12 protein-coding genes are annotated in these 12,796 nt (G+C 46.3%); 6 read left to right on the top strand and 6 right to left on the bottom strand.

Going from position 1 to position 12,796, the window contains the following annotated elements; all coding sequences use genetic code 11:
- Nucleotides 1-95 precede the first annotated feature (95 nt).
- Together V7Z60_RS06480 and V7Z60_RS06475 are read left to right on the top strand one after the other, a co-directional pair.
- Complete coding sequence (locus V7Z60_RS06480) at nucleotides 96-2,378, top strand: heavy metal translocating P-type ATPase (protein ID WP_334117031.1); 2,283 nt, start codon at nucleotides 96-98, stop codon at nucleotides 2,376-2,378.
- A gap of 17 nt (nucleotides 2,379-2,395) precedes the next feature.
- Entirely contained in the window at nucleotides 2,396-2,611 is a 216-nt protein-coding gene (locus V7Z60_RS06475; protein WP_334117030.1) for a heavy-metal-associated domain-containing protein, read from the top strand.
- A 253-nt stretch (nucleotides 2,612-2,864) separates the two neighbouring features.
- Here V7Z60_RS06475 and V7Z60_RS06470 read toward each other — a convergent pair whose 3' ends face one another.
- The 3 genes from V7Z60_RS06470 to V7Z60_RS06460 form a co-directional block, all read right to left on the bottom strand.
- Nucleotides 2,865-3,113, bottom strand: a complete 249-nt coding sequence (locus tag V7Z60_RS06470; RefSeq protein WP_003696429.1) for a type B 50S ribosomal protein L31 — start codon at nucleotides 3,111-3,113, stop codon at nucleotides 2,865-2,867.
- Between the two features lie 99 nt (nucleotides 3,114-3,212).
- A complete protein-coding gene (gene rho, locus V7Z60_RS06465) occupies nucleotides 3,213-4,532 on the bottom strand; it encodes a transcription termination factor Rho (RefSeq protein ID WP_334117029.1) in 1,320 nt (439 codons plus the stop codon).
- 18 nt (nucleotides 4,533-4,550) lie between these two features.
- Nucleotides 4,551-5,831, bottom strand: coding sequence for a UDP-N-acetylglucosamine 1-carboxyvinyltransferase (locus V7Z60_RS06460; RefSeq protein WP_334117028.1), 1,281 nt, complete (start codon nucleotides 5,829-5,831; stop codon nucleotides 4,551-4,553).
- A 316-nt stretch (nucleotides 5,832-6,147) separates the two neighbouring features.
- Between V7Z60_RS06460 and V7Z60_RS06455 the strand changes: the two genes are divergently transcribed.
- Entirely contained in the window at nucleotides 6,148-7,191 is a 1,044-nt protein-coding gene (locus V7Z60_RS06455; RefSeq protein ID WP_334117027.1) for an ABC transporter permease, read from the top strand.
- Between the two features lie 4 nt (nucleotides 7,192-7,195).
- A complete protein-coding gene (locus V7Z60_RS06450; RefSeq protein WP_334117026.1) occupies nucleotides 7,196-7,867 on the top strand; it encodes an ABC transporter ATP-binding protein in 672 nt (223 codons plus the stop codon).
- A gap of 207 nt (nucleotides 7,868-8,074) precedes the next feature.
- Here V7Z60_RS06450 and V7Z60_RS06445 read toward each other — a convergent pair whose 3' ends face one another.
- The 3 genes from V7Z60_RS06445 to V7Z60_RS06435 all read right to left on the bottom strand — a co-directional run bounded on the left by V7Z60_RS06445 (nucleotide 8,075) and on the right by V7Z60_RS06435 (nucleotide 10,897).
- Entirely contained in the window at nucleotides 8,075-9,673 is a 1,599-nt protein-coding gene (locus V7Z60_RS06445; protein ID WP_334117025.1) for a CTP synthase, read from the bottom strand.
- A gap of 170 nt (nucleotides 9,674-9,843) precedes the next feature.
- Nucleotides 9,844-10,431, bottom strand: coding sequence for a DNA-directed RNA polymerase subunit delta (gene rpoE / locus V7Z60_RS06440; protein WP_334117024.1), 588 nt, complete (start codon nucleotides 10,429-10,431; stop codon nucleotides 9,844-9,846).
- 49 nt (nucleotides 10,432-10,480) lie between these two features.
- Nucleotides 10,481-10,897 (bottom strand): DUF1934 domain-containing protein, encoded by a 417-nt coding sequence (locus tag V7Z60_RS06435; RefSeq protein ID WP_334117023.1) that lies wholly within the window; start codon nucleotides 10,895-10,897, stop codon nucleotides 10,481-10,483.
- A 96-nt stretch (nucleotides 10,898-10,993) separates the two neighbouring features.
- Between V7Z60_RS06435 and V7Z60_RS06430 the strand changes: the two genes are divergently transcribed.
- Nucleotides 10,994-12,301 (top strand): HD domain-containing protein, encoded by a 1,308-nt coding sequence (locus tag V7Z60_RS06430; protein ID WP_334117022.1) that lies wholly within the window; start codon nucleotides 10,994-10,996, stop codon nucleotides 12,299-12,301.
- 15 nt (nucleotides 12,302-12,316) lie between these two features.
- Nucleotides 12,317-12,685, top strand: coding sequence for a DUF3899 domain-containing protein (locus V7Z60_RS06425; RefSeq protein WP_334117021.1), 369 nt, complete (start codon nucleotides 12,317-12,319; stop codon nucleotides 12,683-12,685).
- Nucleotides 12,686-12,796 lie beyond the last annotated feature (111 nt).

The raw sequence follows: 12,796 nt of genomic DNA, 5'->3' as shown, positions 1-12,796 counted from the left end.
AAGAATGCGTTTCCATGGCTGATAAAAATATTTTTTAATTTTAAACAGAAATACCATCTAAAGCATTTGTATTTATAATTTAAGGAGAAGTATTTATGCGAAAAGAAACTTATGACGTTACCGGGATGACCTGTTCCTCCTGCGTAAGACATGTCGAAAAAGCCGTCTCCAGACAACCGGGCGTCAAAAAAGTCACGGTCAACCTGCTGAAAAACAGCATGGTGGTTGACTACGACGAAAACAAGCTTGACCAGGCCAAAATAGAACATGCCGTTTCCGATGCGGGATATGGAGCATCCCTTCGCTCAAATGATGCATCCCCGGCCGGGGATACGGAAGAAAATCCGGCTCAAAGGGAGTATGATTCCTATAAGCAGCGATTAATCTGGTCAATCGTCTTTACCGTCCCGTTGATCTACCTTTCGATGGGACACATGCTCGGCTGGCCATTGCCGTTTTTCTTCCTGGGAACAACGAATGCCGTCACCTTTGCCTTCACGCAGTTCCTGTTGCTGCTTCCGGTCGTTTACTTTAACCGAAGCTATTTCATCAACGGCTTCAAGTCTCTTTTCAGGGGAACGCCTAACATGGACTCTCTGGTAGCATTGGGAGCTTCTGCAGCGCTGGTCTACGGAGTCTTTACCATTTACAAGATCGGCATCGGACTGGGATTTCTGGATTTTAAAAGCGTCTCGGCACACGTCATGAATCTTTACTTCGAATCTGCCGGAACAATCTTGACCTTGATCACTCTCGGGAAAACGCTTGAGGCAAAGGCAAAGGGCAAGACAACCGATGCCATTTCAAAGCTCCTGAATCTGGCGCCTAAAACGGCCAGAGTTCTGCGTGACAATCAGGAGGAAATCGTTCCGGTGGAAGAAGTCAGAAAGGACGACGTCGTAATCGTCAAGGCCGGCGAAAGCATCCCTGTTGACGGGGTAATCATCTCCGGCAGCGCATCAGTCGACGAATCTGCTCTGACGGGCGAGAGTCTGCCGGTCGACAAGAAGGAAGGTGACAAGGCGATCGGTGCCACAATCAATAAAAGCGGCTATTTCAAAATGAGCGTCACCAAGACAGGAGACGAGACCGTCCTTGCTCAAATCGTCAGACTTGTCGATGATGCAACAAGTTCCAAGGCCCCCATCGCCAATCTGGCCGATCGCGTCAGCGGCGTCTTCGTTCCAATCGTAATCGGCATCGCCTTTATTGCGGCCATCGTCTGGCTGATGCTTGGTTCAACGTTTGAATTTGCACTTTCAATCGGAATTTCCGTCCTTGTCATCAGCTGTCCGTGTGCTCTCGGACTGGCAACGCCGACAGCCATCATGGTCGGAACCGGCCAGGGTGCAGTAAACGGAATCCTGTTCAAGTCAGCCAGGGCGCTTGAAACGACGCATGAGCTTCAAACGGTTGTTTTTGACAAAACGGGAACGATTACGGAGGGCAAACCGGTTGTCACTGACATCTTTCCTTTGCAAAATACAGAGAAAAACGATCTTCTGCAGATTGCAGCTTCGCTTGAGTCACTTTCTGAACATCCTCTGGCACAGGCAATTACGGCTTCTGCAAGGGAAAGAAAACTTTCTTTGCTTGAAGTCGAAAAGTTCACTCAGGTTGCAGGCCAGGGAATTCGTGGTATCATCAATGGTAAGGAGATTCTTGCCGGTAATTTGAGGATGATGGATGAAAACCAGATTAAGGTAACAGACTCGGAAATTCCTGAAAGCGGTGCAGCCGAAGGCAAGACAACGCTTTACTTTGCCCGTGAAAGTCAGCTCATTGGCATTATCAACGTTGCAGACGTCATTAAGGAAACAAGCAGGGAAGCAATCGAAGAACTTAATCAAATGGGACTTCAAACAATCATGCTGACCGGCGACAACGAAACGACCGCAAAAGCCATCGCTGAAAAGGCCGGCATCAAAAATGTCATTGCAGAAGTCCTGCCCGCTGACAAGGAGCATGAGATTCAAAGGCTGCAACAGAAGGGTCAAAAAGTCGCCATGGTTGGTGACGGAATCAACGATGCACCTGCCCTTGCAAGAGCAGACGTCGGCATCGCCATCGGTGCAGGAACTGACATCGCCATCGATTCAGCCGACGTTGTTTTAATGAAAAGCCAGCTCACTGAAGTTTCAACCGCAATCCAGCTCAGCAAGGCAACCATCAGGAACATCAAGGAAAACCTCTTCTGGGCATTCATCTACAATATTATCGGAATTCCGATTGCCGCCGGAATCTTCTATCCTGCATTCGGATTCAAGCTCAGTCCGATGATCGGAGCGCTTGCAATGAGCTTCAGTTCCGTCTTTGTCGTTACCAATGCCCTGCGTCTGCGCTTTTTCAACGCAAGACACTCTAATCATAAGAATTAATTCAGGAGGAATCAACAATGGAAAAAACATTTACTGTAAAAGGCATGACATGCATGAACTGTGCAAACCACGTCAAGGAAGCATTACTGAAAGTTGACGGAGTAACATCCGCCGAGGTCGACCTTGAACAAAAGAAGGCCACCGTCGAAGCTGATCCGTCCGTAACGGACAAGGCATTGAAGGATGCGGTTTCAGATGCAGGCTATAAGGCCAAGTTCGGTCTCTTCAAATAGTTGGTAAGACATGCCTGAAACTAAAGCCCCGGATGAAATTTGCGGTTAACTGCAAATTTCATCCGGGGCTTTGTTTGTAAAATGGAATGAGAGACTGATGAGGTTACGGGCATATCCCCAAAATCACCGTTTTGTCCGGCATTCCTTTTAATTCAAGAGGAAGACGCAGCTTTTTCCTGGCACATTTTCTGGAAAAACATGAAAACAGCCAAGTGTCCGAAAACGAACGCCTGGCTGTTTTTCATTAACTGTCTTATTTTGTGAAGCCGTACTTCTTGTTGAAACGATCCACGCGGCCGTCTGCTTGCGTAAACTTTTGCTTACCTGTGTAGAACGGATGTGAATCACAAGAGATTTCGACACGAATCAACGGGTATGTCTTGCCATCTTCCCATTCGATCGTTTCTGAAGATGTCTTCGTAGAACCTGACAGGAACTTGTAGCCTGTTGCAGAATCCAGGAAAACAACTTCATGGTAATCTGGATGAATTCCTTGTTTCATTATAATTTCGCTCCTTTGCCCTGAACCATTTGCTGGATCAGAGTTATTCTGTGCTATCGCAACATACTTCATAATAACATGAAACTTCAAGTCATGCAATCATCTTTTTCTGATTTTTTTGCCTGCCTGTTTCGCTTTTGACAAATCTTCGACCTTCCGGCAAAATTCAGCATTGTCCTTTGTCTGCTTGAAGACTTTTAAAATATCATTCGTGAAACGAACGGTATCGCCTGTTGAAATTTTGCGAAGCTTCCAAACTGCTTCAAGTTCTTCCCGGCTCAGCAAAAGTTCTTCTTTTCTCGTGCCCGACTTCTTGATGTCAACGGCCGGAAAAATCCGGCGTTCGGCCAGATTGCGATTCAATTGGAGCTCTTGATTGCCGGTCCCCTTGAATTCTTCAAAAATAATGTCATCCTGCCTGCTGCCCGTTTCAACCAAAGCCGTCGCAATAATCGTCAGACTTCCGCCTTCACGGACGTTTCGTGCCGATCCGAAAAACTTCTTCGGACGATACAAGGCAGCCGGATCCAGACCACCGGACAGGGTCCTGCCGCTTGAAGGAATCACGAGATTATACGCACGCGCAAGTCTGGTCAGCGAATCAAGCAGAATCACGACATCCTGCTTATCCTCAACCAATCTCATCGCACGCTCAAGAACCATTTCCGAAATATGAACATGGCTTTCCGGTCGCTGGTCAAAAGTGGAATAAACGACTTCACCGTTCGGATTGATTGATGAAACGTAATCTTCCAGATCGGTGACTTCCTCGGGACGTTCATCAATCAAAAGAACAATCAGCTTCGCATCTTCTGCATTTTTCGAAATCCCTGCTGCGATATTCTTCAGAAAAGTGGTCTTTCCGGCTTTGGGTGGTGCAACAATCATGCCTCTCTGGCCAAATCCGATCGGTGCGAAGAGATCAATCAAACGTGTCGACAAATCTCCGGGATTATTTTCAAGAACCAGCTTTCTATCGGGATAAATTGCCGTCAAAGCGGGGAAATGAGGCCTTCCCTTGGCTTCATCCGGATCTTTTCCGTTGACCGCATCGATGTACATCATGCCGTAACGGTCGTTATTAGAGCCTTTTCGCGGCGGTCTGACCCTTCCGGCCACCTCATCTCCGTTTCTCAGACCAAAACGCTTGATTTGTGATGCCGACAGGTAGATGTCTTCCTTTGAAGGACTGTAGTTGAGCGGTCTCAAAAAACCATAGCCGCCGTCATCGTAAAAGATTTCAAGAATCCCCTTCATCCTGAAATCATCCTGTTCGGCCTGCGCCCTGATGACTGCCAGGGACAATTCCTTCTTGTTCATCTGACTATAGTATTTGATCTTGTATTCACGCGCGTACTCGTAAATTTCCTTCAGCGTCTTCTTTTGAAGATCTTCAAGTGTTAAATTCTTCCTGCTCATATCATCCCTCGTTTTCTTCTAATGATTGAGACTCTCGCTTTCATTGATTACTTCAAGGTCGACTGACAATCCCCTGAATTTTTCAACGATCCGGTCATAGCCGCGCAAAATATTGTCTGCCTTGCTGATGACGGTCGTTCCCTTTGCCATCAGTGCAAGACCGACGAGGGACACTCCGGCGCGGATTTCGCCTGCTTCAACCGTTGTTCCTGCCAGATTGGTCGAATGTCCGACCGTAATGATTCCGTCCCTGCTTGAAATCCTTGCGCCCATCCGCTGCATCTCGGGAATATGCTTGGTCCTTTCAGGATAAAGCGTATCAATAATCGTCGAACTTCCCCTTGCCTGCATCAGAAGCGGTGTGATCGGCTGCTGCAGATCCGTGGCAAATCCAGGGAAAGGAGCCGTTTTGATGCTCACCGGACTCAAGACGTCTCCTCCCGGAACATAAATCTCATCCTCGTCGATTTCCATTCGGACGCCCATTTCCTCCAGCTTGGACAAGAACGGATCCAGGTGTTCCGTGATGACGTTTTTGACCAGCACGCCATTGCCGTTGGCTGCGGCAAACGACAAATACGTCCCCGCTTCGATTCGATCGGGAATAATCGTGTGGACGTTCATTGACTTGAGCGAATCAACGCCCTGAACGCGAATTTCATTTGTGCCTGCTCCGCGAATATGAGCACCCATATTATTCAGGAAAGTTGCCAGATCAACGATTTCCGGCTCGCGGGCAACGTTTTCCATAATCGTCAGTCCCTTGGCCTTGACAGCAGCCAGCAAAACGTTGATCGTCGCACCGACGGAAACGAGGTCAAAAAAGATTCTTGCTCCGTGCAATCCTTCCGGACCAGTCGTAATGTGAACGGTGTTGTCCTTTTCTTCAACATGCGCGCCCAGCGCCTTGAACCCTTTGATATGCTGGTCAATCGGACGTGGACCGATATTGTCTCCGCCGGGAAAACCAACGACCGCTTCGCCGAACTTTCCGAGCAAAGCCCCCATGAAATAATATGAGGCGCGCAAACTGCGAATTGCACCGCCGGGAAGAGGCACGCTTCTGATCTTTGTCGGATCAACCAAAAGTTCCCCTCGTCTGTAGGTTGAATCGACATTCATTGACTTTAAAATCAACATCAGATTATGAACGTCCAAAATGTCCGGAACCGAATCGAATTTAACAGGCGTGTCTGCCAAAATGGCCGCAGGAATCAATGCAACAGTACTGTTTTTGGCACCCCCGATTGTAACTTCGCCAGACAGTTTCTGTTGTCCCTTAACAATCATTTTTTCCATTTCAAATATATCCTCACTCAAAACATTTTCGAATCATCATCAATAATATGCAAAATTAATCGTCTTCAACTTCATTTTGCATGCGCTGAAAAAAGAATGCGCCATATTGCATTTTACAAGATATGGGCTATTGTTTCAATATCATTACAAATATTATCTCATTTTTTTAACAAAAATGCGCTATGTCCTGAGCGATTTTGTTGACTTTCTCAATTATGAACGTTACCCTTGCACTAGGGGGTCAGAATACATACTTTTCCTTTTTACATAAATATTCAAACATCTCACTGGTGCCAAATGGCAGAAAGGAATTAACATGTATCTTGCAATCAAGGAAATAAAACACGAAAAATTACGTTATGGCATGATTATTGCCATGATTGCCCTCATCAGCTGGCTCATCTTTATCCTGACCGGCCTTGCGCAGGGACTGGGAAGTCAGAACACCGCGGCAATCGACAGCTGGAATTTCAAATCAATCGCATTGAACAAGGACGCGGACGTAAACCTGCGTCAATCCTTAATCACATCTGAACAAATCAGCGCCCTGCATTTAACCGGAAAGGAAACGCTGCTTGGACAGGCATCCGTCGTAGCCAAGCACAAAAAGATGAAAAACACGAGTGCAAACTTCATCGGCCTTGAAAAAAACGGGTTTATTTCAAGGGACATCAGGAATTTTCCGACAAAATCAGGCGATGTCCTGCTTGACGAATCATTCAGACAGGCCGGACTGAAGAAAGGCTCAAAAATCAAATTGAATTCCGAAGGCAGGACGTTCACCGTCATCGGGTTCGTCAATGATGCAAAAATCAACATCTCACCCGTGATCTACGGCACCCTCTCAGACTGGCAGGCTTTGAGAAACGTCCCCGGAAACTTCAGGGCAAGCGCCGTCGTGTCGCAGAAAAAGGCCTTTGAGGCAAAAGGTCTTTCAACGTATTCCAAGCAGAAGCTGATTGACAATCTTCCCGGATACGAAGCTCAGAATGCCACTTTCGGCTTGATGATCGGATTTTTGATGGTGATTTCGCTCATCATCATGGGAGTTTTCCAATACATTATTACCATCCAGAAGCTGGCTAACTTTGCCGTTTTAAGAGCACAGGGCATCCCTTCGTCATTTCTTGTCAAAAATACGATTTCACAGGCCTTTCTTCTGGGCGTAATCGGACTTGTCATCGGGACCTTGCTGACCTTCATCTGCTCGCTCGCAATTCCAGGTTCGGTTCCTTTGAAATTTGAACCTTTGGCAATGCTACTGGTCGGATTCCTGCTGCTTGTCGCGGCAATTCTCGGATCGCTGGTTCCAATCAGAACGATTCTCAAGGTAGATCCCGCAAATGCAATCGGAGGTTAGAACAATGGAAGCAATCGAACTGAAAAACATCAACAAGTACTACGGCAAGGGCACAAGCAGGGTTCACGTCCTGAAAGACGTCAGTTTCAGGGCAGAAAAAGGTGAGTTTGTCCTGATTTTAGGTCCGTCCGGCTCCGGAAAAAGCACGTTTCTGACGATTGCCGGCATCCTGCAGAAGCCGACTTCCGGCGACGTTTTGATCAACGGGACGAATACCCGCGAAATGCCGGCGAATTCCAAGGAAAAGCTCCGACTGAACAAAATCGGCTTCGTGCTCCAATCCCATAATCTCGTACCTTATCTGACCGTTTCGGAACAATTCGAACTCGTAGACAAGGTTAAGAACACTGAAAATCTCAGTCAGGAAGAACTTGCGAAACTGCTTGAATCGCTTGAAATTTCTGACCTGACTGCCAAATATCCAAACGAGCTTTCCGGCGGTCAAATGCAGCGCGCTGCCATTGCGCGTGCCCTTTATGCCAACCCGGAAATCATTCTTGCAGACGAACCGACGGCAGCGCTTGATACGCCGCGCGTCAACGAAGTCGGCAATCTTCTGGGCAGTCTTGCCCATCATCAGAACAAGGCCGTCATTACCGTAACTCATGATCTGCGATTGCTGGATCAGGCCGACAGAGTCTATGATCTTGATGACGGAAGGTTAAGGGAACGATAAATTCTAAAAGCTCCAAAGATCGACTGATTCGATGTCTGGAGCTTTTTTATCCACTTTGACATCGAATCTTCTTTTGGTTATTTCTGCCATAACAGGAGCTTGTCCTGTATACGCAAAAACCCGGATGACTTGCAATTAGTTGCAAGTCATCCGAGTTTTCAGTTTGAGGCATGGCTTTTCCCAGCCTCCATACATAAGAAATAAAAATTATTTTTCAGCTGCGGACTTTACGAATTCAGCAAACAGTCCTTCCGGACGCTGCGGACGTGAAAGAAATTCCGGATGGTACTGCGCAGCCACAAAGAATTTGTGGTCAGTGATTTCAACAACCTCAACCAAACGATTGTCAGGAGACGTGCCGGCAAACGTCAGGCCCTTGTTTGACAGGATTTCACGATAATCGTTGTTGAATTCGTAACGATGGCGGTGACGTTCCTGAATCACGTCCTGATTGTCATATGCTGCCGCCGTTCTTGTGCCCTGCTTGAGCTTGCATGGATAAAGGCCAAGGCGCTGCGTTCCGCCCATGTCTTCAACATCAGCCTGGTCAGCCATCAGATCGATGATGTTGTTCTTGCAGTTTGCATCAACTTCAGTACTGTTGCAGTCTTCAAGTCCGCAGACGTCGCGTGCGAATTCGATGCAGGCCATCTGCATGCCGAGACAGATGCCGAGGAAAGGCACGTTGTTTTCACGCGCATAGCGAATAGCCTGAATCATGCCTTCAAGGCCACGATCGCCGAACCCTCCGGGAACGATTATGCCGTCATAATTCTTCAACTCGTCAGCAACGTTTTCTGCAGTCAGTTTTTCAGAGTTAAAGTAGTCGATCCTGACGTTTGCATTAATCTTATAGCCGGCATGCTTCAAAGCTTCGTTAACCGAGATATAGGCATCAGGAAGCTGAACATACTTGCCGACAAGCGCAATTTTGACTTCTCCTTCAAGGTTACGGACGCGGTTGCAAAGCGACTTCCAGTCGGTCATGTCTGCCTGCGGCGTGTCAAGATGAAGCATCCTGCAGACAATCTCATCCATGTGCTGTGCTTGCAAATTCAGAGGAATCTGATAAAGCGTGTCAACATCCATCGATTCAATGACGGCTTCTGGTTCAACGTCGCAGAAATTGGCAATTTTGCTGCGCATGCCCTGTGAAATCGGCTTTTCTGTCCTGACGACCAGAATGTTCGGTTGGATTCCCAGACCACGAAGCTCTTTAACGCTGTGCTGCGTCGGCTTCGTCTTCATTTCACCGGCTGCATGAAGGTAAGGAACAAGCGTCGTGTGGATATAGACAACGTTTTCGCTGCCGACTTCGGATCGCATTTGACGCAAAGCTTCCAGGAACGGCAGAGATTCGATATCGCCAACGGTTCCGCCGACTTCAGTAATAACAACGTCAGCGTCCGTGACCGTTCCCGCACGCATGATCTTTTCCTTGATCATGTTCGTAATGTGAGGAATAACCTGTACCGTTGCGCCAAGATAATCGCCACGACGTTCCTTTTTCAGAACTTCTGAATAAATTTTGCCGGTCGTAACGTTTGAGTACTTGTTCAGGTTGATGTCAATGAAGCGTTCATAGTGACCTAAATCAAGATCCGTTTCGGTACCGTCATCCGTAACGAAGACTTCACCATGCTGATACGGGCTCATCGTCCCCGGATCTACATTGATATATGGATCAAATTTTTGGATCGTAATCTTCAAACCGCGATTCTTAAGTAAACGTCCCAGTGATGCAGCCACAATTCCCTTGCCGAGCGAAGAAACCACACCGCCAGTAACAAAAATATACTTGGTCATTATAAAAAAGCTCCTTTGAAATTTTTCGGGTATTTTCCAACAAAAATAACAAGCTCCCTATTCCTCTTTTATGAATAGGGAGCTTGCCTGTGCCGTACTCTTGGCCTCAATATATGTGAGGCGCCCATAAAGCATTCTACATAATTAATCGACGAGCGTCAAGCAAAAAATTATAATTCGTCGTCATCGTCGGAATCTTCGTCATCATCCAACTCGTTCAGCTGACCTTCGATGCCGTCAGGAAGATCGTCGTCAGCATCATCTGCATCGTCGATATCGTCAAGATCTCGACTGTATTCCTTCAATTCACGATTTTCATCTTCATCATCTTCATCTTCATAATCATCGTCAAGGTCGTTGTCTTCAGGATCGTCATCATTGTAATCAATCACGTCATCATCGTCAGCAGCATCGTCCAGGAAGGCATTGACCTTCCTGCTCTTTTTGCGCGGACGATCTTCGTCGTCTTCATCATCGGTGTGAACAAGCGCTTCGTCAATCGATTCATATGGATACCATGAGCGAAGTCCCCACGTATTTTCACCTAATGAGATGAAGCTGCCATCAAAATTGAGATCCATATAAAATTGAGGCAGACGATCACGAATTTCCTGATCGCTTTTACCCAAAAACGTTTGAATCTCATTGACCAAATCAGCAAATACCATTTCTTTGCCATGTTCATTAAGAATTGCATGAGCAACCTCAATCATGGACAATTCGTTTCTGTTGGCATCTTTGAACTTTTCTAGTTCCACTGGTACACGTCCTTTCCACTGTCTACAGTTTACTCTTCATCATACTATATTAAGCTGCGAATTGCAATCTGATTTTGTATTCTCCCAGGATTTCATCGCCCGTAAAAAGCCTGTAATCAACTGCCAAAGATCCACATTGAGCTTTTTCATCGTAGTCGAACCCGCAATTATCAGTCCTGCATGTCATCTCAACTGCCCCATAAGGCGTCAAATAACTGGTTTCAAATTTTCCATCTTCATTGAAATGCAGTTTCAATCTCATCTGACCGCTTTTTCGCGACAAGTCAATGCCGTCTTCGCTGATTTTAAACGTTACCCTGGTTTCGCTGCTTTCATCATAGCGCAGATAAAGCGTCTGATTCTTGACTGACAGTCTGCCTTCAAAGCCTTGCGAATAGTCCTTTTTTTCTCCTGCTTGAACCTGTCTTGTTCTTACGTCAATTTTGACCGGTATTCCGTTTTTCAATGACAAAACCTTTCCTTTCTTGCCGTGCCTTCTTTGTGTATAATGAAACTAAAACATCATAAAGAAGGTAATATCATCACAGATTATACACCAAAAATGCTCGAAAGAGAAAAGGTTCTGAGAGATCCTGTTCACGATCATATTTATATCCAGCATCAAGTCATTCTTGATTTGATCAACACCAGGGAATTCCAGCGTCTGCGGCGTATCAGGCAGCTCGGAACCACCAGTTCGACTTTTCACGGTGCAGAACATTCACGGTTTTCTCATTCCGTCGGCGTTTACGAAATAACGCGTCGCATCTGTGACCTTTTCGAACGCAACTACCCTTCAAAGGAACCTTCAGACGGTCTTTGGGATGATTCCGAACGACTGGTGGCATTATGCGCAGCTTTGCTCCATGATGTCGGACACGGTGCCTATTCGCACACTTTTGAGCATATCTTTTCAACAAACCATGAAGAAATGACCCAAAAGATCATTACCGATCAATCAACTGAAATAAATGCAATCCTGCGCGGAGTTTCCCCTGAATTTCCCGAAAAAGTCGCGAGCGTCATCAACAAGACCTATCCTAATCCTCAAGTCGTTCAGATGATTTCAAGCAAACTGGATGCCGACCGCATGGACTACCTTTTGCGTGATTCGTATTTTACCGGAACGCACTACGGAACGTTTGACCTGACGCGCATCCTGCGTGTCATGCGGCCTTACGAAGGCGGAATCGTCTTCGACAAAACAGGGATGCATGCGGTTGAAGATTATATCATCAGCCGCTTTCAGATGTATCAGCAGATTTACTTCCATCCCGTTTCACGTTCGATGGAAGTCATTTTGAGCCACCTTCTGAAACGCGCCAGGGACTTGTATCTGAAAAACGAGCTTGAAGACGGTTTTGCCAAAAGCTATCTCGAACCGTTTTTTAACGAGGAATTTACGCTTGATGATTATCTCAGGCTGGATGACGGCGTGCTCAATACGTGCTTTGAATACTGGCGCTATTCAAAGGACAGGATCCTAAGCGATTTTGCCGTCCGTTTTCTGGATCGTCATCCGTTAAAGTCAATGCTTTACGATGCAGGCACCGCATCAATCAGCCTGGAGAATCTAAAGGAACTGGTTTCAAACTGCGGTTACAATGCCGACTACTACACCGGCACGAACAATAGCTTCGATCTTCCATACAAATATGACGAGGCTAATATCAAGCTGCTGGAAAAAAACGGCGATCTGGTTGAACTTTCAAACGTTTCAGCTTTGGTCGGAGCCTTAACCAACAAGTCCCTGGGCGACGAACGTTTCTTTTTCCCAAAGGAAATGCTTGAAGAGGAATCCCAATCAGAAATTTTCAAATGCTACTATGATGAATTCTTGAAACACATCAAAAATGACCGCATCATTTAAGGAAGGAACTTTAAATTGAAATTTGTTAAAGAAAACCTCTGGCTTCCCTGGACGCCGGTAATCATCGCAGTTGCCCTGATCGTTTCTTCAATCTCATGCCTGAACGAATATCGTCTGCCATGTTCAAACCTTCTATTCATGCTTGGCCTTTTCTGTCTTTGCATCATGATGGTTGACATCCTGCTGCATGCACATCTGATGGCAGGATGGTTTCAAAAGCAGCGCAAGGGAGAAAGCGATGAGGAATTCAAAAAGCGAAAAATCGACGTTCGCAAAGTCGCATCGGAAAAAAAGAACGAACCCATCCACTTCAAGAAGCTCTCATTTAACTGCACCTTGATTGGAGTAATTCTGATTCTCATCTCAATTACAATGACAATCTGATAAGAACGCCGAAAAATAATTTTGAACTACCCCAACTTAACCTAAAACTTCGTTTCTTAACGGTTTGAAGTTGGGGATTCTGGGAACACGGCAAACTTGCCAGTCTAGTTC

This window comes from Ligilactobacillus sp., assembly GCF_036846325.1.
GTDB lineage: Bacteria > Bacillota > Bacilli > Lactobacillales > Lactobacillaceae > Ligilactobacillus.
This window is presented reverse-complemented; position numbering and strand designations above follow the sequence as displayed.